Source organism: Nocardia sp. NBC_00565 (assembly GCF_036345915.1).
Classification (GTDB): domain Bacteria; phylum Actinomycetota; class Actinomycetes; order Mycobacteriales; family Mycobacteriaceae; genus Nocardia.
Map to the genome: position 1 here is coordinate 8536517 of NZ_CP107785.1, position 21068 is coordinate 8557584.

Here is a 21068-nt window from a genome sequence, read left to right on the forward strand (position 1 = left end):
CGAGAGGAGCTTCGCGTGATCGATCGCGAATTCACTGGATTCTTTATTGGGGGATCTTGGCGAAAGACGTCCTCCGATGACCGATTCGAGGTGATTTCGCCGGCGAGCGGTAAGCCGATCGGTTCGGTGCCCGCGGCCACCGAAGCGGATATCGACGCGGCCGTTGCCGCCGCCCGAGAGGCTTTCGACGGGTCCGACTGGCCGAAACTCACGCCTGCGCAGCGCGGAGCGCATCTGGTCCGGCTGGCAACGGCGATCGCTACCCACGAGGCGGAATTCGCCGAACTCATCACTGACGAACTGGGCTGCAGCCATCTGCTCTCCCAGGTGTACCAGGCCGTCGCGCCGGTGATGAGCCTGAATTACGTCGCCGAAGTGGCGAAGTCGCTGCAGACCAGTGAGCTCCGCGTGAGCGACCTGTCCCCGTTCGCGGGATCGGGGGATGCGGTCGGCGTCATCCCGATGGCAGGTAAGAGCCTGGTCGTCAAGGAGCCGGTGGGCGTTGTCGCGGTATTTCCCGCCTATAACTTCGCTCTTCCGGCCGTGGCGCAAAAGATCGGTCCCGCCTTGGTCGCCGGCTGCACGGTTGTTGTCAAGGCGACGGAGCCGAACCCGCTGGCGATCTTCAACCTGGGAAATCTGTTGCAGGAGATAGGTTTTCCCGCCGGAGTCATCAATATCGTTGCCGCGCGAGCAGGTGCGTCCGAGTATCTCGTCGGACATCCCGGTGTCGATATGGTGAGCTTCACCGGATCCACCGAAGTCGGCAAGAGGATCGGTGCGGCGTGCGGCGAACTGATTCGACCGGTGGTCCTGGAACTCGGTGGAAAGTCGGCGGCGGTAGTCCTGTCGGATGCCGATCCCGAGATCGTCGTTCCCACTCTCGTCGGAGCGAGTGTCGCCACCAATTCCGGCCAGAGCTGCGTTGCTCAGACCCGATTCCTGGTACCCGAGGAACAGTACGAGTTCTACGCCGATGCGTTCACGCGGGCGTTCGAGGCGCTGAAGGTGGGCGATCCGCGCGACGCCGACACAGTAGTGGGACCGGTGATCAGTAAGTCGCATCTCGAGCGCATCGAAGCGCACCTGGCCCGGGCCGTCGAGCAAGGAGCGACGATTCGCACCGGCGGTCGACGACCGGCGCAGCTCTCGGAGGGCTGGTACATCGAACCGACGTTGGTCACCGGCGTCACGAACGATATGGATATCGCGCAGAACGAGATATTCGGACCGGTAGCGGTTTTGATCGCGCACAACGGTGAAGAGGATGCCGTCCGGATCGCCAATCAGAGCCGCTACGGTCTTGCCGGATCAGTCTTCACGGCCGACTCCGCACATGGTTTCGAGGTCGCACGCCGAATTCGAACGGGAACCTTCTCCGTGAACACATTCGCCGCGGATCTCGGCTCTCCTTTCGGCGGCTACAAAGAGTCCGGCCTCGGGCGCGAGCACGGCGTCGGCGCGGTGCAGGAGTACCTGCTGCAGAAGACGATCTCCATCGACCCCAGCCTCGATCTCCCCGAAGAAGTCGTGTCCGGCGTACCGGTCGGACGCGGTCCGGGCATTACCGCCTGATTCCCGAATCAGTAGTATTGCCAACTTGTTTCGCCAGATGAAGAACCGATGAGGATTCAAGCAATGAAATTCGAGAAGTTCGCGGTGACGGCCGCGCTGGTGACCACCGGATTCGGTATCACCGCGGGCACGGTCAATGCCGCGCCCGCGCCGAGTAGCGATGACGTCAAGTTCGCCACCTCGGTCACCGATGGGTCGACGATCATCAACACCGAGGCCGGTTCGATGGTTGTCGAGGATGGGGTGTTCAAGATCAAGGCGGCCAACGGGGTCACTCTGGCCGGCTCCGAATTGCGGTTCCGTGTCGATGATTTCGAATTCCCGATCGCCGCGGATATCGCCGGTCGCACCGCGACCCTGACCCCGCAGTTCGACATGGCACACGCGACCTACAAGCCGGTCGCGCTGCCGTTCGAGGACCAGGCTCCCTGGAAAACCCAATACGACCGTGAACAGGCCGCTTTCACTCGCATGATGAGCACCGTCACCATGGGCTCCACCATCGGCGGCATCGTCGGCGGCCTCGGTGGCGGCGCCATCGGCTGTGTCCTCGGCGGCATCGCCGGGGCCACCGTCGCCTCGGCCACCATCATCGGCCTGGTCGGCGCCTTCATCCCCGCGGCCGCCATCGGCTGCCTCGGTGGCATCGTGGCCATCGGTGCGGTCGGCACTTTGGCCGGTCAGCTGTTCATCGCCGCCCCGCTGGCGATCATGGCGGTGGCCCAGTACTTCACCACCATCAACCAGCCGATGCCCACCCCGAAGTAGCCCGCCGATTGCGCCTGTAAGCAACGTCAAGCTCACGCCCTGCTCGGATCCCTCGCCGAGCGGGGCGTGAGTAGGTGTACGGCCGCTATGTGCGGTCACCCGCACGATGAGCGTCGCGAGCTAGCCCGATCGGACACCCGTGTCCGTGATCGCCTGCGCCGCAGCGTATCCCTCCGCCATCGCGTGCGAGACCCGGCGCCTCTTCGGCCGACCGCTACGAGATCCCTTCTCCGCTGCTGCCACCACGCCACGGCATAACGAAAATCTGCCCGAAGTTGGGGGTCTGGCGGGGGGATTGCGATCGCTGCCATGCCGCGAAACTGTGGGGTTGAATGCGTCACGGTCTCCGGTAACCCGGCCGATGTGCTGCATCGGATTTCATTGGCTAGCCGCCACCGAACTAGAACGCAGTCATGGGAGAGGTAGGAGAGAAGTCGACCGGTAGCACGGCCAGGGCCCGATGAAAAGGGCCCGGCCGCCAGGCTATTTCACCGACCGGTACGGCCAGCCGCATCTCGGGCAGCGCATCGAGAAGCTGATGGATCGCGTCCTCAGCGATCAGGTAGGCCATCGACCGCGCCGGGCAGGCATGCGGGCCGAGGCCCCACGCCAAATGTGAGCGATTGCCCGTGTGATCCCCGGTGCGGATTGCGGGGTCGTTGTTGCAGCCGGCCATGCTGACCAGGACCGGTTGGTGCGCGGGTAGCCAGGCGTCGTTGATGAGGATCGGCTGCCGGGGATAGCTGGCGCAGAAGTTTGCCAGTGGCGGGTCGCTGAACAGGACTTCGTCGAGTGCGTCGCGCGTGGACAAGCTCCCGGCGAGGACGTCGCCTGCGAACCGGTCGTCGGTGAGGATCAGCAGCAGAGTGTTGGCTGTCAGGTTTTGCTGCAACTCGAACGCCGCAGCATAGAAGCCCGCCACTTGGTGGAGCATCTCGGCCTCGTCCAGCCGGGCCGGGTGCCGCAGCAATCGCGAGGTAATGTCGTCGCCGGGTTCGGCCCGTTTGAGGGCAATCAATTCCCGCAGCGCCTCGCTGAGCATTTCGTTGCCCGAGTCGGCGTCTATGCCCTCGAACATCGCGGCCATAGCCGTCGCGGCCCGCTGGCCTATCTCCAGCGGGCAACCGAGCAGGAGATTGACAACTTCGAACGCCACCGGGAAGGCGTACTGCCTGATCAGGTCGGCCGTACCGGCCTGGCAAAAAGTATTGATCCGTTGGACGGCGATCTGCTCCACAGTGTCATGGAGTGCATGCAGATCCACTTCGTCGATGCTCGCTGTGATCGCCTGCCGGTAGCGCTCATACTCCGCTCCGGCGCTTCTACTCGCGATGGGCCGCCACCCCAGCATCGGCAGGATAGGGCAGTCGGCGGGGATGTTCTTCTGCCACGTGCGCGGATCAGCCGGAAAATGGTCGTGGTCATGGAGGACCCGTATCGCGGTATAATAGCCGATCACCAACGTCGCGGGCACGCCTGGGGCCAAGTCCACCGGCACCAAAGAGCCGTACTGCGTGCGCATTTCACGGTAGGCGCGGTGAGGATCCGCAGCGAAGTCCGGCGAGTACATCGATACCCGCGGACCATCGCCACCATTCGGTGAGCCGTAATCGACCGGACCGGATTGGGTGTGTGACGGATAATGCGGGTTGGTCATGGAATGTCGCTCCAAACTCTCCATTTGTGACGCAGCGCAACCACAGAGCGGGCGGCGCCCAGGTCGACACGCACCTGAGGTCATCGACAGCGCCATAGTGTGACATCGGCTGGGGGCGCAGGGGCAGGACCGAAGGTGCCAGCAAGCTGGCAGACCGCGCCAGAAGTCACGGCACAAACCCGTCGGCTTCACCTCACATCGGCGGACTGGGCCCCTGGCCGGTCACCGCCCGGGTCGCGATTTCGGCTGCAATTCAGTACTTCACCACGGTCAGTTCCGCATCCCGCTTGGAGCGTCCCCGTCGTTGTATCCACTGCGACCGAAGCATGTGCCCACTGGTACCCGTAGCCGCGGAGCGTGATGATCAAGTGGGGCTGGTTCAGCTTGGTACGGAGTCTGGCCATGTGTACGTCCAGCGAGTCCAGCGCTGTGCGCATCAGGGCTTGCCCGACGCCCGTCTTGTGCCGGTCCGGCAACACATGCCAGGAATGCACTTGGCCCGCACCATCCGGGCGGAGGGACGCCTCTACGTAGTGGCCGGAACAATCTCGGACGTCGGTATGAAGCTCGTGGCATCGGCAGGCTGCTGGCCGGAAATACCTGCTCGGAGTCCGTCGCTTCCTCGGTCGGTGTGCGATTGCAATCCTCGGCCGCGGGCTGTGTTGATTGCGCCGGCGCAATCACTATCGACCACCGCTGAGTTCCGGGCAATTTCACGTAGATTGCCGGTCGCCGGCCGGTAGTAATAGCGATCGACGGCGCTGCTGGCTGTCTCGGCCGCATCGACTGCACGATTGGCCATCCCGGTAAGTATTCGGCCGAAATCGGCAACCACAGATAAACCTTCCTGCCGCCGGTGACCGCACAAGACTCCGTCTCATCGGTTCTTGGTCGGCTTGGTCGTCTGCGTGTCACGATCGGCTCAATAGACGAGAACGACAGGTTCCTCCAGGCCGGTAACGTCCTGGAGTTGACGGAGTCGCGGCTCCCGGAGTCACGCTCCACGGGTTGGCTTGTCCGACAACGAGATTCTGTACTGCACGCACCCGCCCTGCCAGAACAGAAACAAGTTGTAACGTTCTCGTAAGGAAGACGGGAACCGCGGGCATAGGTAATGCTGTTGTGCCGCAATACGCTTGATCAACCGGGCCGACGACCTGTCGCCCGGCGACGATCATCTCCCGTACCTGCATGCCGGAATCTTCTGCCGGGTATTTCGCCTTGTGACCGGCAGCTCCGCCATTCGCAACGGGAGAGATACAGGGAGGTTCTGTCATGGAAAATCTTGCCGAACTCGCCGAGCTGGATCCTGAGCAGTTGATGGCCAACTCCAGTCCCGCATTGCGGGCCGCGATCGAACGTCACAAGACGCAATCCAGAGGTAACGGCTTCACGTCGTTCATCAGCCCCGATAAGTAGCCCGGATGTAAACCTTCCGCGGGCGACTGGTGTGCAGGCCAGCCCCGTGGGAGGACACAGCGCAGAGCGAACGAGGGATGGAGGCGGGGCCGGTGACCGTAAAACGTTCCGGGAGTCAAATGTATTGGCCCACAGTCGGGTTAGACGTCGCAAAGTTGATTCGCGGCGGTTGGGAGCCGCAGCCCTTCGTGGAGTTCGTCGTCAAGATCCACAGTCGGTGCAATCTGGCCTGTGACTACTGCTACATCTACGAGATGGCCGACCAGAGTTGGCGAGAGCAGCCGAGGACGATGAGCCGCCAGGTTTTCGCCGACGCTTGCCGGATGATCGGCGAGCATGCCCGCCGATTCGCGCTGCCCGCAGTTGATCTCGTATTCCACGGTGGGGAGCCATTACTGGCGGGACATCGGAACCTGGAGTACTTCGCCCGACAGGCCCGGGAACTGCTCGAGCCGAACACCGAAGTGCGTCTGGGGATGCAGACCAACGGCACGCTGCTCGATGCGGAGTTCCTGCGTATCTGCGATGAATCGGGTATCCAGATCGGAGTCAGTATCGATGGCAGTGAAGACGGGCATGACCGACATCGGCGGGATCGGCGAGGTGCGGGAAGCTACGCTCGGGTCACCGCGGGGCTCGGCCAGCTGCTGGCCGCCGATCGGCGCCACCTGTTCTCCGGCCTACTGTGCACGATCGAGGTGGCCAACGACCCGGTGGAAACCTACGAAGCGCTCGCGAAGTTCCGCCCGCCGGCGATCGATTTCTTACTACCGCATGGCAATTGGACAACTCCGCCACCGGCGTTGACAGTCGGCGACCCCGCCACACCCTATGCGGACTGGCTCATCGCGGTATTCGATCGCTGGTATCACGCACCGACGTTCGAAACCCACGTACGGCTCTTCGACGACATCATCGACCTCCTGCTGGGCGGGCAGCCGACATCGGAAGCCGTTGGACTCGCGCCCATTCGACTGGCCGTGATCGAGACCGACGGCACTCTCGAACAGGTCGACGAACTGAAGTCGACCTTCGCGGGGGCCACCAGACTTCTCCTCGAGGGCGAGGGTAATCCGCTCGACCAGGCGCTGCGGGAACCGTCCATGGTCGCCCGCCAGATCGGGGTCGCCGCGCTCAGCGACACCTGCCGCGCCTGCCCGGTACGCGCCGTGTGCGGCGGTGGGCACTACGCGCACCGATATCGCGCGGACAACGGCTTCCGCAACCCATCAGTGTATTGCTCCGACCTGCAGAAGTTGATCTACCACATCGAATCCCGAATCCGCGCGGATGTCGACACCGCAATCAGCACTTAGCGACAGGAGACCGACCGTGACCGCGACATTCGCCGGGATCGACGATGCCACCGCCGATTTGAGCTCCGGCCACGGAACCGAGCGGTCCATTGCGGTACTGGCGAACGGCCTGTTGACGACGCGGACGATTCTGCTGCGCACAGCCATTGCCGAAATCACCACACAGCTACCCGAAATCGCTGACCGCGCCGGACTTTCCCTGGCCTATCAGACCATGGCCGAACTCCAACGATCACATCCAGCGGCGGTCACAGCGTTACTGTCGTACCCGCACACCGGCCCATGGCTCGCCCGCGTCCTGCATCGCATTCACGCCGCACCCGACGACGAGACGACCCCCCTGTGGGCTGACTGCGGCTATCTGGGCTGGCTCGCCGCCGCCGGTGGTATCACCTGCCGGGCCGAGGGCTCAATGAAACTCGTGGTGCGCAACGGTGTCGTGATGCTGCCCGGGATCGGCATGGTTCGCTTCGGATCCGCCGAGGACTGCGGGCACTGCGAACTGCGCTGGACAAGTGAGGGCGCCTTGCACTTCACTCGGGACACGACCACCGTCCTGATCTCGTGCACGGATGAGGAGTCCGACCCGGTATGGCTACCCCTGCGGCGACTGTGCGGGGCAGCGGACGAGCCGGAGGTTTTTCTCGACGACCTCGATCCGTTCCGTGACTTCCTCGATGACAGAACGCCGGCCCGGCTGACGGCGGCACAAGCCGAATTGTGGCAGCAGGATTTCGCGGCGGCCTGGGACCTGTTGGACCGTGATTTCGACCGATATCTGGTACCGATGCGCAGTTGCTTGCAGGCCCTGGCACCCCTGAGTGTCCGACCGCTTGTGGCCAGCACCAGCCACACCTCGTCCACCGGGCTCGGGTGCGTCTACACCACCGCCCCAGCGGATCCCTGTCAGCTGGCACTTTCGCTGATCCACGAGATCCAGCACACCAAGTTCACCCTCCTGACCGATCAGGTGGTCCTGGTGGATCCGGATCCGGCATGCCACTTCTACGCACCATGGCGCGACGACCCGCGCCCGATCTTCGGACTGCTACACGGGATTTACGCATTCTTCGGCGTCACCGACTTCTGGCGAGTCCATCGTCACGCCGACTGCCACCGCTCCCAGCAGGCGCACGTCGATTTCGAATTGTGGCGCATACAGGTGGAAGCGGCTATGACGCACGCGTCGACCTCCGGGCTGCTCACCGACTCCGGTGCACAATTCATCGACACGCTCCGGGCGGGCATGCGTCCCTGGAGCAGCGAGGATGTGTCCGCCGAGGCCAGGCTGGCCGCATCCGAAGCGTCCGCCGCGCATCGGACGTTCTGGCAGGTGCGCAACCTGATACCGGACGCCGGGGGCATCGCCAACCTGGCTGCCCAGTGGACGGCACAGGCGTCACGGCCCACAGTGCTACCGTCCGCGGGGCACGCGGATCAGCAGACCGTGCCGGATGGATATCGCCGCCTTCACCTTTCGGCACAACTGAAGGTGTTCGACAGTGGACCGGCCGGAGCCCTCGCGAGCCCGGACCAGCCGCACGGTGACCGGGCCTACCTGGCCGGCGACCTGTCCGAAGCGGTCGCGCTGTACGCCCGGGAGTTGCACGCCGACCCGCTCCGGCCACAACTGTGGGCGGGCTTGGCGTTGACCATGCCGAAGCTGTACCCGGACAGCAACTTCAGCATCCTGAACACCAGGGCAGAGGTGGCGGCCCGGCTGTATCGGACGGTGCGGGCGGATACCGGCACTGCCGCGATCATCGATCTGGTTCGATGGTTGTCGAACTGCCCTGACGTCGATGGATAGGTCGGGGATCCACACCAATCGGAATTTCCTCCTACTGTGGTCCGGCAACGCTACATCGCTTGTGGGGTTCCACGGCGTCCGAATCGCCTATCCACTGCTGGCGCTCACGGTGACCGGCTCCCCAGCCGCCGCCGGTTGGGTCGGGTTCGCACTGAGCGTGCCGAGCCTGATCTTCCAGATTCCCGCCGGCGTGGTTGCGGACTGTTCCGACCGACTGCGAACCTTGCTGCTATGCCAGGTCATCGGGCTGACAGCGACGTGCCTGGCCGCCGTGGCGGTCGCGGCCCAGCTGTCCGGCCTCGGCCAGTTGCTCGGTGCCGCAGCGTTCGTCGAGGGCAGCGTCTATGTCTTCCTCGGCCTCAGCGAGCTGGCCGCGGTCCGTGACCTGGTGACCCTCGCGCAACGACCCGCGGCGTTCTCTTTCCTCGAAGCCGAACAGCCGATCGCCATCCTGGTCGGGCGAGCGGCAGGTGCCGCGATCTACGGCGTCGCCCGCTGGCTGCCATTCGCGGCCAACGCCGTGTCATATCTGTACTGCTTCGCCACACTGGTGCTGATCCGTTCGAACTCGTCGCGGTCGTATGCCGACGAGTCCGCGGACCGGTCGGTCGGCCGCAATATCGCAGCCGGTGTTCGCGTCGTGTGGACCGAACCGTTCCTGCGGGTGTCGACGGCCATGATCGGTGGGTCGAATATCGTCATTCAAGTTGTCCTGCTGCTGATCCTGGTGGAGCTGAAGCGCGGCGGCCACCCTGCATGGACGGTGGGTGTCGTGCTCGGTACCGCGGGAGTGGGCGGAGTCCTCGGCGCGGCCGCGGCATCATGGGTCACCCGCCGCATCCCACCCCGGCTCGTCTATCGGGGAGCATTGTGGGCCTGGACCGCCCTGCTGGTCCCGATTGCGTTGAGCGCCAACACCATTGTGCTGGCCGTGTGCTGGGGCGCAATCGGCGGCGTCGGTGTGGTCAGCAACGTCGCGTTGACCCTGTGCCGGGTCGAGGTCATACCCGAACACACGCTCGGTCGTACCGTCGCGGCCATGGCGATTGTCTGCGACGGCGCGGTAGCGATCGGTGCGCTCGGCGCTGGCTACCTGCTCTCCACTGTCGGGATCGTCACCACGCGATGGACCGCGCTTGCGGCGATGTGCACACTCGCCGTGTATGCGACCATCCGCACCGCTGCGAGGACAACCGCTCAGAGATGACGTCACCCGGCTACAACGCTCGCAGTGACCCGGGGCCCAGCGGCTGTCCGTCCGGGAGATCTGGACTTAGTGGGAGTGCAGGATCTGGGATGAGTAGTGGTGCCGGTCGAAGAACGCCAGCGCTGAGGGATGTTCTCGCCCGGGTGTTGCGGTCATCGCGCGTACGCTGCCGCGACGGGCTGCACAACTCGGGCTGGTCGCCCACTCGCGTCGAGGTGATCCATGCCGCGGGCCTGAGGAGTGAGTCGCGCCGTGTCCATTGAAGTACCGCACGAGGTGGCGCTGTTCCTGAATTACATGGGTGTCCCGTATCCGGACATCGATGAGGATCAGGTACGTGAATTGGCTGGTCAGGTGCGGGATTTCGCCACGAACCTACGCGACACCCACGAGTCGGCCACTGGCGCGATCCAGGATATGGGCTCGGTCTATTCGGGATATTCCTACGAGCAACTGGTCACGGTGTGGGCGCGGATGAGCTCATCGCACATGGCGGACTTGGATGGGGCGTGCCATGTGGTGGCGAAGGTCCTGGACGTCGCCGCGGAGGTGATCACCGTGGTGAAGGTCGCTGTGCTTGCCGGATTGGCTGCGATGGCGGCGAGTTACACGGCCCTCATGGCTGCCACCGTGCCCACCGTGGGTTTATCGGCCGCACTCACCGCAGCTATCCGGGCGGCCGCGACCAAGGTGGTCACCGCGATGGAGCAGATGGTGATCGGTTATATCGCCACCGAGGTGATCGACAAGGCCATCGAACCGCTCGAGCACACCATCGAGCGCATGATCAACGGCGTCGTGTACGACGCTGCGAAACAGCTACTGGATGTACCGCCCGACAGCTCGTCGGCACTGCCGCTGCACATCGAACCCGATGAGGTACTGCGGTACAGCGATATGCTCGACGAATACGCCGACGACGTCCTCCGGCATGCCATGACCTTCGCCGACAACGTTGCCGCGCTGGACTTCAGCACGTCCAGCGAGCGCGATGATCTGGTTGGCCCCGGCCCGAACACCTCCGACATCACGCCCGGATCATCACATCCCGACACCGGTCCTGAACTGTCGTCCACTCCAACGACTTCGGCCGAGACGGCGCCGGAAGTAAGCGGATCGCGGCCGATGGAAGCCGCTCCGGTCGGCGCCAACAGTGCCGATTCCCGGACAGCGGACACATCCGACGACGGCCGTTCTGCTACCGCACCCGAGCGAGCTGCTGTGCCCAAGGCGCAAGCCGACACCGGCACCGCAGCTGTGCCCAGCGCACAAGAGCGCACCGATAGCGGCGGAGTGAACTCGGCCGCTATCGCCGCCGACCGCGCGGCAGCGATGCCGACACCGGCCGACAACCGTTCCCTCCCGACGCCGACCGACGCGACGCATAATTTGCGCGAGATGACCCAGCGGCTACCGGAGATCTCGCCACATTCCTTGGAAAACGTCGCGCAACCTATCGAAGACTTTGCGCGGCATAGCCGTTCAGGCGAACATTCGCCGGCCTCGTTGGGAGCCGACACACCCGAAAACGTCCTGCCGCCTGGGTCCGACTCCGTCCAGAACAGTCACGCGAACACGACCGACGGCCAGCCGGGTGCTTCCCCAGTGCAGGGCACGCGGCAGGGTATTTCGTCGTCGACTCCGTGGCAGCGTTCCGTGCCGCCGGGCAAACGAGCAAAGGCAGCCGCGAAGCCTGCTGCGAGCAACGTTGGCAAGCAGCGCGCCACCGATCCGGCAACCGACAAACCGATAAGGACGCCGTGGTCGACGAAGCCCGAGCCCACCCCGGTCACCGATCCCAAGGTTTTCACGCCGGACACTGCGGGCCCGGCGCCTGTGCTCCCGGCCGACAGCCTCGCGACCGCAGCGGAGCGACCGAACAAGGCGGCCGATCGCGCCACCGAACCGCCCATCTGAGCGCACAGCGACAGCAAGAGGCAGCCGACCACCCCAGGAGCTCATCGACCATCAACCAGTCGATGCCCGCTCCAGCGAAATAACCAGTCCCACAACAGAAGACGTCCCTCGCCCGATGATCGGGCGAGGGTTGTCTTTTCCTACGGCCATCGAAACCGCCACTCGTGCCCGCCGATCGACGGCATCGTCGCGTGGCAAAGGTCAGGCGGTGGCCCGCCCGAGTCCGCGAATCGTCCAGCCGGCGGTGCGCCAGGAATCCAGCGAGAGCACGTTCCGCCCGTCGAGAATGCGTGGGTGGTTCACCGTCTTGGCGAGCTCCGCCGGATCCAGTTCCCGGTATTCCCTCCACTCGGTCAGATGGAGCACGATGTCGGCGTGCTCACACGCCTTGGTCACCTCGCGCGCGTAGTCGAGCCCGGGAAACACCGCACGCGCGTTATCGAGTGCTTCGGGGTCATGCACTCGTACCCGGCCACCGCGCAGCTGAATCGCGGCCGCCACGTTGAGTGCCGGAGAATCCCGGACATCGTCGCTATCCGGTTTGAACGCCGCACCCAGTACCGCGACGGTGCGCCCGAGGAACGAGCCACCGACGAGCTGGCGAGCCAGCTCGACCACGTGTTCCCGTCGCCGCATGTTGATCTCGTCGACCTCTTTCAGGAAACCCAATGACGCCCCGACGCCCAGCTCACCAGCTCGGGCCGTGAATGCACGGATATCCTTCGGCAAGCAGCCACCGCCGAAGCCGAGTCCCGCGGACAGGAATCGGCGTCCGATGCGGTCGTCATGGCCGATCGCATCGGCGAGCGTGACGACATCGGCACCGGCCGCCTCGCACACATCGGCAATCGCATTGATGAACGAAATCTTCGTCGCCAGGAAGGCATTCGCCGAGACCTTGACCAACTCCGCGGTGGCCAGATCCGTCGAGATGTACGGGATACCTTCTTCCAGGATCGGCGCGTAGACCGAACGCAGGATCGAGTCGGCCTCGGCCGATTGGACGCCGACCACCAGTCGGTCCGGCCTCAGCGTGTCCTGCACCGCGAAACCTTCGCGAAGGAATTCCGGGTTCCAGGCCACCTCGATACTGGCGGGCGCAAGCCGAGCCACCCGGGTCGCCAGCGCGGCCGCCGTCCCGACCGGCACGGTGGACTTGCCGACAATCAAGGCGTCCCGGTTCAAATGGGGCGCCAACCCGTCGATCACGTCGTTCACATACCGCAGGTCCGCGGCATATGACCCCGGCTCCTGCGGAGTACCGACACAAACGAAATGGATATCGCCGAACTCGGCGGCTTCGACGAGCGATGTCGTGAATCGCAGCTTGCCGGAGCTGACGTTGCGCTCCAACACCTCGGAAAGGCCGGGTTCGAAGAAGGGCGCTCGGCCCGCGGCCAGTACTTCGATCTTGTCGGCATCGAGGTCGACACCGAGTACTTCATGACCGATTTCGGCCATGCAGGCGGCATGGACCGCTCCCAGATATCCTGTTCCGATCACCGTAATCCGCATGTCGTTCTCCTGAGTGGAAAATCGGGGTGTTGGACAACCCGTGGTAGCCGTTGGTCGAGCCGTCGGAACCGTTACGCGTCATCGCATATAGCGGCCAGATTTCGAGTGGTTCGCCAGCCCCATTTCCGCTCGACCCGGCTCACGTCGGCGATGAGGCACGCCACGTCATCGGGGCGTCGATCCACGATCCGATAAGGGATCTCCGTGCCTTTCTGCATTCACTTCCGAACCACGAACAGGGCAATCGCCGCAATGGCGGGAGTAATTGTCAGTGCGGCTATCGATAACGGGGCCGCCACGTTCTCGATAGCACGGCGAAAGCTCACGCCGGCCGCCTTGACGGTTTCCGCGGCATGCAGCAGACACACCGCGAACGTCACCGCGATAAAGACCGCCGCCCCCAATAGCGAAAGGAAGACGTAACTTGCCGTCGCACTGGACAACTCGCCGATGAACGCGGCAGCGGCCAACGTCGTTCCGATCACGGCATAAGGTGCGATCAGTCTGGACGGCAGCGGCTCGAGCCCGTCCACCTCTTTGGGAGTCACCTTGATCGTGATCGTGCTGGGCCGGAACAGTTGCCAGACCGCCGCACCCACTCCCCAGGCGATGAACGGCCACCTGGTCAGGCGGTACAGCCAGTTCTCCCAGCTCAGAATTGGTGTATCGATCGGCCGGAGCAGCCCGGCTCTCCGCAACACCACAGTGAGCAGGACGAGCCAGAGCGAATTGGCCACCCAGTACAGGAGCACCAGAATCGGGTTGGCGGCGAACCACTTCGCTCCGGTGACGGCACTGATCGCCAGGGCCGCTATGCCGCATCCGATGGCCACGATCAACGCGGAGTGAAAAAGCATCGCGTACAGATACCGCAGCCGCAACCGCCAACTGAGCCGGCCGAAATGTAGCGGCACCACCCGCAACAGCAGGGTGGTCAGGCTTCGTGTCCATTGAAATTCTTGGACGAGCATCGCCGAAAACGTCAGTGGCCCGTTCCCGTGTGTACCGGCCGCAATGGCGAAGGCACCGCGCCAACCCGCTGATTCGAGTAGGAACCCGGTCGAGAAGTCTTCCAGGAGTTCTGGACCGATCCCACCGATCTCGGCAAGGGCCTGTGTTCTGATCGCCCAGTGGGAGCCGATGGGGATCGGCGCCAGTCCGCGGTTGTGACCGAGTTGAACAGGACCGTGGAAGTACGCCTCACGATGTACCCGTCCGCGGGCCGACCACGAACTCGCCGCGTTGCGGTCGCAATTATTCGGTGCCGCGACATAACCGACGGCGGGATCGCCGAACGGCCGGACCATCTCGGCCAGCGTGCTCGAGTCCGGCACGTGATCGCAGTCGACGTGGACTGCGACATCGTAATTCTCGTACCCCACGCGATCGTAGAAGTACGCGAGGTTGCCCTCCTTGCACCGAGTACGGCGGGGCCAGGCGGCACAGTGGTATTCCTCGACACCGAATCGACTGGAAATCCGGACGCCGTGCGCCACACACCAATCCGTCACCGCTGCGGTCGGCTGCTCGTCGCACAGCCACACGTCGTAGGGGTACGGGAACTCTTGCGCCAGCATCGACGACAGCGTCGTCCGCGCGACGTCCCATGGTTCCGACGGTGCGCGTGTGACGACAAACGCCACCCGAAGCCCGGGCACCGGCAATCGCCGATCGACTTGCCACAGTCGGTTCGCCGCGGCGAGATAGGACAGCGGCTCGCAGGAGAGGTACAGCAATACCGTGCTGCCGATAAGGAACCCGATCCATCCCACCCGGTTTTCGGGCCACAGCCACCACCACCAGAAGGCCAGGACGCCGACGAGCCAACCGATAGTCAGGCCGACGACGAGTACGCGCTCCCGGCGCCCCAGTGCGGGCACGAAGGTTTCCGGGTCGAAAGTCCGTTGCTGTTTCGTACCGCGATCGAATATCGGTCCGCGCGAAGAAATTTCGATGACATTGCCATCGGACAGTCGTCGGATCGCCGCGGTGCGGTCTCGATCACCGGGGTCCTGGTGCGCCTGGGTTGGTGATTGTGTAGGACCGAGCGAGTTCACAGCTGTTCCTGGTATTCCGGGAACAGGTTGTCGCATTGCCCGCCGGCAACGGCGGGGGCGGCCGCGGCCACCTCCTCCGGCCTGGACCGGAACCACTCCACCGTGCGGCCTACACCGTCCTCGATATCGACTCGCGGTGACCAGCCGAGGGTCCTGCGCGCCTTGGTGATATCCGGGCGACGCCGAGTCGGGTCGTCGGTTGGCAGCGGGTGGAACTCGATGGGCGAGTGGGCGCCGGTGACCGCCAAGACCAGCTCGGCGAGTTCGGCCACGGTGCGTTCATTCGGGTTGCCCAGGTTGACCGGACCCGGCTCGGGCGAGTCGATCATGGCGACAATGCCGCGGATGAGATCATCGACGTAGCAGAAGCTTCGGGTTTGGCTCCCGTCGCCGTAGATTGTCAGCGGGTCACCATTCAGGGCCTGCGTGATGAAGCTGGTCACCACGCGGCCATCATGGGGGCGCATCCGAGGACCATAGGTATTGAAGATCCGAATCACACCGGTATCGACGCCCAGAGTCCGTCGGTAGGCTGCGGTAAGCGCCTCGGCGAACCGTTTGGCTTCGTCGTACACACTGCGTGGGCCGATCGGGTTGACATTGCCCCAATACTCTTCGCGCTGCGGATGCATCAGTGGGTCACCGTAGATCTCACTGGTCGATGCCAGCACGAAGCGAGCTCCATGCCGGTGCGCCAGCCGCAGGGCGTGCTCCGTTCCACGGCTCCCGACCGCAAGCGTCTCGAGCGGCAGCCGGTGATAGTCGGGCGGGGAGGCCGGGCTGGCCAGATGCGCAACCGCGGAAACCGTGCCCTCGATCTCCAGTCCGGCGCTGACATCAGCCTCATAGAATTCGAAGGCGGGATTTTCCGCCAAATACTCGATATTGGATTTGTTGCCGGTCGACAGGTCGTCCACACATATGACCTGATCACCTCGATCGAGGAGTAACGCACACAAATGGGAGCCGATAAAACCAGCGCCGCCAGTTACCAGAACACGCATCGATCACCTCGGTGATTTACAGGTTTGAGCTGGCGTCGCGTGGCCAACCCTATGCGAGAAGAATAAGCCACAACCAGACACCGATGCGCGACAGACTGAATGGTTTGGTTTGGCCGAAAACCGTACCGCGCCCGTACTCGACGACCTGCTGCGACCGAGTTGTATCGATCGAGCAGCAATTTTACCGCCCGGTAACGGGCGCGGCGGCGACATCTTTTCGTCAGCTCGTCCGCCCACTATGGCACCTGACTCCGGAATGGCAGCGATGACGCGTGGGCCCTACCGCACTCGCGGGTAAATGAACGAAGGTTGAAATTAATTGAGCGGCGATTCAGTCGAACTTTATAGTTCCTTGAGATTGCGGAAGGGCCAGTTCGATCACCCCGCGACGATCGCTGCGAGCGACTCGGCGACCCGCCTGGTGCGCGATCGCGTCACCTGGCTGCACTATGCGCAGCAAGGCGCCCTCGGATATTTCCAGTTCGGATTCGGTCCCGCCGTACTCCTGCTCAGACAGGAGGCGGATGTGAGCCGTACGGTCGCCGGCCTGTACGGACCGGCGTTGGCGGTCGGCGCAGTGCTCGGCGGCGCACTGTTCCCGCACTTGACGCGGCGGTCGCCACTAGCCGTCGTACTGTCGATCGCCCTGGGCGGAATGGCCACCGGCGTGGCCATATTCTGCCTGGCACCATCGGTGACCGGCACGCTTGTCGGTGCGGCATTCGCCATGACATTCGGCATCCTCGTGCTCAGCGCAGTGTCCACCGGACTCTCCGACCACCACGGAACGACTTCCGGCGCAGCGATCAGCGAGGCCAACGCGGCCAGTGCCGGCATGGGGATCATCTCCCCATTGCTGATCAACGTCGCCGTGGACGCCGGACTGGGCTGGCGTGCGGCAATGGGCCTTTCGATTGTTTTCGCCTGTGTACTCGCCGCGGTAACCGCGCTGAGCCACCGACGGTCGACCGTTGCGGTCCGCATCGTTGCCGATCAACGACATTCGGATGGCGAGGGCCTGCCACCGCGATACTGGCTGGCGTGGACTTGCCTGCTGGCCACCGGTTCCGTCGAGGCGGGCCTGATGCTGTGGTCGCCCGAGGAACTTCGAATGCACACCGGAATGGCCGCGAACACGGCTGCTACCGGGGTCTCCGCTGTACTCGGCGGCATGGTGGTCGGCCGACTCGCGGGCGGATGGGTGGTAGCGCGGGTCCCCACCGTCGCCTTGATGTTGGCTGCACTGGCGGTCGCGGCGGCGGGATTCGCGGTGTTCTGGTCCACGGCCGACCCGGGAATCGCCATAGGCGGCCTCATTTGCTGCGGGTTGGGTATCTCGTTGCACTTCCCGCTCAGCGTGGCCCTCACCCTGCGGGCGTCGAATCAGCAGCCCGAACTCGCCATGTCGCGCAACTCCTACGGCGTCGCCTTCGGCTTGGGGGCTGCCCCTTTCCTCCTCGGCGCCGCGGCGGATCTGCTCGGGATTCGTGCGGCATTCGGGTTGATACCCCTCTGCCTGCTCGTCGCAGCCCTCTCGGTCGGACAACTGATGCGTCTGGCCCGACGTAACCACCTGTGATGCGCGGCCGGCGGAGTGTCCATCGCTCTCGCGTTCACCGCGGTCTCTAGCGCGGTGCTGATCCTGCGTGGGCTAGCCCGATCGGACACTCAGGACCGTGATCGCCTGCGCCGCAGCGTATCCCTCCGCCACCGCGTGCGAGACCCGGCGTGGCACCACCGCATCCCCGATCACCTGCACTCGTGTCCGCGCAAGGGCCTGCTCTAGGCCCTGCCAGCCGGAGGCGATCCTTTCTCCGACGGCAACAGCGTGTTCGCACGCAATCTCGAATATCCTGCCCGACAGGAGATGTCGGCAGCACACGACAGTGCCTGCGCTGTTCGTTCGTATCTCCGTCACTGCCGCGCCGACGACGAACTCCACCGGGCTCCCGGCGAGCCGCTGCATCAGTTGGACCCGACTTTCCGGTGGGATGCCGGCCGCAAATGCGGGTCCCGGAACCACCACGGTCACCTGTGCGGCTCCTGCTGCCAACGCGGCTTCCAGCGCGCCGACGGTAAGCCATGAGCCGAAGCCATCGTCGGCGATGATCACCCGATCTCCCGGTGATATCGCATGCCGATCGGCAATCAGGCCTGTCGAGGACAGCGCACCGGGCGTGCGGAGTTCAGTTGCACCGGTCGCGACGATGACCTCATCGAAATCGACCAGTTCACGCGGTGTTACGCGGTGTCCGAGCCGCACCTCGGCATTCCCGAGATTGTCTGTGTAGAACCGCAGTAACTTCGACCAGCCGGCCCTGTTCGGCGCCTGCGCCGCCACGGCCAACTGCCCACCGATCCGCTCGTTCGCCTCGAACAGCGTTACGTCGTGCGTCGCGGTGAGTTGTAGCGTGGCCTCCAAACCTGCCGGTCCGGCGCCCACCACCGCCACTCGCCGCGACGATGCCGGTGGCAGGCCGAACTGGAGCGGCGACGCCGGGCGGGCGTCGTGGCCGGGCGGGGCCAAGGTTGGATTCACCGAGCAGAGCAGGACTGGAGTGAATGTGCGACAGTCCTCATTGCACGATACGCACGGCCGGATCTGAGAGTCATTGCCCCGCAGTAACTTTTGCGGCAGTTGTGGATCGGCGATGAGCGGCCGAGCCATCCCGATCAGATCGGCTCCGGCCGCCAACGCGGATTCGATGTCCTGGCTGGAGCGAAACGCCTGCGACACCAGCAACGGCCGCGTCGTTGCCGTGCGCAGCCGCCGCACGTGCGCGAGCAGTGGCGGCTCGGCGGTCGCCATATCGCGCACATATGTGGTCCGCACCCCCGCGGTCACATTCACATAGTCGAACATGTCGAGCAACGGCATCAGCTCGCACAGTCCGTCCAGGTCCAGACCGGCCTCCTGCGCACCATCGATCGAAACGCGCACCCCGAGCACCATTTCCGGACAAGCCGTCGTGATCTCGGCATGCAGCCGGTGCAGAACCTGCACCCGCCTCGCAACTTTGTCGGCCCCAGGCCGGTCGTTGGAAGCGGGCGAAAGGAACTGAGCCAGCAAATACCCATGGGCCGCATGTAGTTCGATCGCGGGGAACCCCGCTTCGACGGCGTGGCGGGAACTGGCGACAAAGCTCGCAATCATTCGATCGACGTCGGCGTCGGTCATTGTCCTGGCGCGCACCGGCTCTCGCGGTGATCTGATGTTCGACGGCGCGATCGGGTGCTCCCAGATCTCGGCCCCTAGTGTTTCGCGGCCGAGGTGTACGAGCTGGCATACCGGAACCGCACCCTCGCTATTGATCGCGGTCGCGCGCGCCCGCAGCCCGCTGATCGCCTCGGGCCGCCATGCCTCGGTGATATTGCCGATTCGATTCGCCGATTCCGGACTCACCACCGTGCCACCCGCGATCACCATCGCCGCACCCCCGGCGGCGCAGCGCCGCCAGTAGTCCGCGTCACCGTGCTGTGCCAGGCCGCCGCCGACCACCCCGGATCCGTGCGCGGTGGCGACCAGACGATTCCGCAGCCGAACTGCGCCGATCCGCAGCGGCCGGGATGCCCGGCGAGTGGGCACAAGATCTTCTTGAACTGGATTCACTTCATGAGTTTGCCTCGATGTGATTGACACCACAAGGGGCTGCGGATAGATTCTCAAACTGAGGTCAGTTCAGTTTCGGAGGTTCGATGGATTTCTTGCTGGTGCACGGAGCCTGCCCGGCGAGCTGGCCGCTCTTCTCGATCAGGTAAGGAAACAGATTCCCTCATGAAATCTCTGACCAAGGCGGTCGCGGCGCTCGCGATTGTCGCCTCGACATTCGGCCTGGCCGCCTGCGGTGGGAATTCGTCCGCCGCCAAGCCCGTCGATGGGAGCTGGGAGGACGTTGTCGCCGCGGCCAACGGGGAGGGCGCCGTGATGCTCTACTCGAGCCAGAAGCCGGCCAACCTCGAAGCCCTGAAGACCGCGTTCCAGGCGAAGTATCCGCGGATCAAGCTGGACTTCGTGCGCGGTACCGACGCCGACATCAACCCGCGGGTGGAGACGGAGAAGAAGACCGGGAAGGGCACAGCCGATGTGCACATGCTGACCGATGCCGCGTGGATCGCCAATGCCGCGAAATCGGGGGCGTACTCCACCGAGTTGGTCGGGCCGGATCTGAAGGCTCCCGAGTATCAGCCGGACAAGAGTGTGCTCAACAACCGGTTCTTGCTGACGAGCGCGGCAGTTTTCGCGCTGGGCTGGAACACCGGTGCGGTCCCGAACGGCCTGAAATCTCCCCAGGACATAGTGAATCCGGCCTATCGGGGCAAGATCGGAATCGTCAATCCGTCCGGCATCGCCTCCTACGTCGATCTGTACCGGTACTACGCGCGCACCTACGGCGAGGACTACTGGAAGCAACTCGCCGCCCTGAAGCCACGGATCTACCCAAGCGCTCTGGGTGTCGCCCAGGCGCTGACCTCCGGTGAAATTGTTGTGACGCCTTCGGTTCAGCCCTTGGTGACCGAAGTGGCCGCAGGGGCTCCGGTCAATTGGACCCTGCCACCGTCGCCGTGGGGCACCCCCTGGTACAGCCAGGTGACGAGTGTGGCGCCGCATCCCAATGCCGCTCAGGTCCTGGCGAATTTCATGGTCACCCGCGAGGGACAGGCAGCGCTCAACGGGGGATACGCGGCGGTGTTATCCGATGTCCCCGGCGCGGTAGCCCGGGCTCAGGACATCGCTGCACCGGACACCAGTGATCTGACGCCCGAGAAGATCGAGAAGTACTCCCAAGAGTGGTCCCAACTTTTCCAGAGCTGACAGTGGACGG

General features: G+C 64.3%; 16 protein-coding genes. 9 read left to right on the forward strand and 7 right to left on the reverse strand.

Translation table 11 applies throughout. From position 1 onward, the window contains the following. Positions 1 to 15 precede the first annotated feature (15 nt). Together OG874_RS39415 and OG874_RS39420 are read left to right on the forward strand one after the other, a co-directional pair. On the forward strand, positions 16 to 1575 hold the full coding sequence (locus OG874_RS39415; protein WP_330252120.1) for an aldehyde dehydrogenase family protein: 1560 nt from the start codon (positions 16 to 18) through the stop codon (positions 1573 to 1575). Positions 1576 to 1638: 63 nt separating this feature from the next. Then, positions 1639 to 2343 carry a hypothetical protein gene (locus OG874_RS39420; RefSeq protein WP_330252121.1) on the forward strand — a complete coding sequence of 235 codons (705 nt, stop codon included), beginning with the start codon at positions 1639 to 1641 and terminating at the stop codon, positions 2341 to 2343. Between the two features lie 400 nt (positions 2344 to 2743). On the opposite strand, the gene OG874_RS39425 is transcribed toward OG874_RS39420, so the two are convergent. The 3 genes from OG874_RS39425 to OG874_RS39435 form a co-directional block, all read right to left on the reverse strand. Continuing rightward, entirely contained in the window at positions 2744 to 4000 is a 1257-nt protein-coding gene (locus tag OG874_RS39425; protein WP_330252122.1) for a cytochrome P450, read from the reverse strand. A gap of 188 nt (positions 4001 to 4188) precedes the next feature. Next, positions 4189 to 4437: a winged helix-turn-helix domain-containing protein gene (locus tag OG874_RS39430; RefSeq protein ID WP_330257613.1), complete on the reverse strand. Its 249-nt coding sequence runs from the start codon at positions 4435 to 4437 to the stop codon at positions 4189 to 4191. Between the two features lie 89 nt (positions 4438 to 4526). Next, complete coding sequence (locus tag OG874_RS39435) at positions 4527 to 4835, reverse strand: hypothetical protein (RefSeq protein WP_330252123.1); 309 nt, start codon at positions 4833 to 4835, stop codon at positions 4527 to 4529. 440 nt (positions 4836 to 5275) lie between these two features. On the opposite strand from OG874_RS39435, the gene OG874_RS39440 reads away from it, so the two are divergent. From OG874_RS39440 to OG874_RS39460, 5 genes are all read left to right on the forward strand, one after another. Beyond that, positions 5276 to 5419, forward strand: a complete 144-nt coding sequence (locus OG874_RS39440; RefSeq protein WP_330252124.1) for a hypothetical protein — start codon at positions 5276 to 5278, stop codon at positions 5417 to 5419. 188 nt (positions 5420 to 5607) lie between these two features. Then, a complete protein-coding gene (locus tag OG874_RS39445) occupies positions 5608 to 6735 on the forward strand; it encodes an FxsB family cyclophane-forming radical SAM/SPASM peptide maturase (protein WP_330252125.1) in 1128 nt (375 codons plus the stop codon). A gap of 16 nt (positions 6736 to 6751) precedes the next feature. Beyond that, positions 6752 to 8545, forward strand: a complete 1794-nt coding sequence (locus tag OG874_RS39450) for an HEXXH motif domain-containing protein (protein ID WP_330252126.1) — start codon at positions 6752 to 6754, stop codon at positions 8543 to 8545. Beyond that, on the forward strand, positions 8538 to 9752 hold the full coding sequence (locus tag OG874_RS39455) for an MFS transporter (protein ID WP_330252127.1): 1215 nt from the start codon (positions 8538 to 8540) through the stop codon (positions 9750 to 9752). The genes OG874_RS39450 and OG874_RS39455 overlap by 8 nt, the downstream gene beginning before the upstream one ends. A 252-nt stretch (positions 9753 to 10004) precedes the next feature. Continuing rightward, a complete protein-coding gene (locus OG874_RS39460; RefSeq protein ID WP_330252128.1) occupies positions 10005 to 11669 on the forward strand; it encodes a WXG100-like domain-containing protein in 1665 nt (554 codons plus the stop codon). Positions 11670 to 11870: 201 nt separating this feature from the next. Here the strand turns inward: OG874_RS39460 and OG874_RS39465 are convergent, their stop codons facing one another. The 3 genes from OG874_RS39465 to OG874_RS39475 form a co-directional block, all read right to left on the reverse strand. Further along, positions 11871 to 13184: a UDP-glucose dehydrogenase family protein gene (locus OG874_RS39465; protein ID WP_330252129.1), complete on the reverse strand. Its 1314-nt coding sequence runs from the start codon at positions 13182 to 13184 to the stop codon at positions 11871 to 11873. Between the two features lie 218 nt (positions 13185 to 13402). Beyond that, positions 13403 to 15064, reverse strand: coding sequence for a glycosyltransferase family 2 protein (locus OG874_RS39470; protein ID WP_330252130.1), 1662 nt, complete (start codon positions 15062 to 15064; stop codon positions 13403 to 13405). Between the two features lie 173 nt (positions 15065 to 15237). Next, on the reverse strand, positions 15238 to 16245 hold the full coding sequence (locus OG874_RS39475) for a UDP-glucuronic acid decarboxylase family protein (protein WP_330252131.1): 1008 nt from the start codon (positions 16243 to 16245) through the stop codon (positions 15238 to 15240). Positions 16246 to 16597: 352 nt separating this feature from the next. On the opposite strand from OG874_RS39475, the gene OG874_RS39480 reads away from it, so the two are divergent. After that, entirely contained in the window at positions 16598 to 17824 is a 1227-nt protein-coding gene (locus OG874_RS39480) for an MFS transporter (protein WP_330252132.1), read from the forward strand. A gap of 72 nt (positions 17825 to 17896) precedes the next feature. Here the strand turns inward: OG874_RS39480 and OG874_RS39485 are convergent, their stop codons facing one another. Continuing rightward, the gene (locus tag OG874_RS39485; protein ID WP_330257614.1) at positions 17897 to 19831 is read right to left on the reverse strand and encodes an oxidoreductase; all 1935 of its coding nucleotides are present in this window, start codon (positions 19829 to 19831) and stop codon (positions 17897 to 17899) included. 189 nt (positions 19832 to 20020) lie between these two features. Between OG874_RS39485 and OG874_RS39490 the strand changes: the two genes are divergently transcribed. Then, positions 20021 to 21058, forward strand: a complete 1038-nt coding sequence (locus tag OG874_RS39490; RefSeq protein ID WP_330252133.1) for an extracellular solute-binding protein — start codon at positions 20021 to 20023, stop codon at positions 21056 to 21058. Positions 21059 to 21068 lie beyond the last annotated feature (10 nt).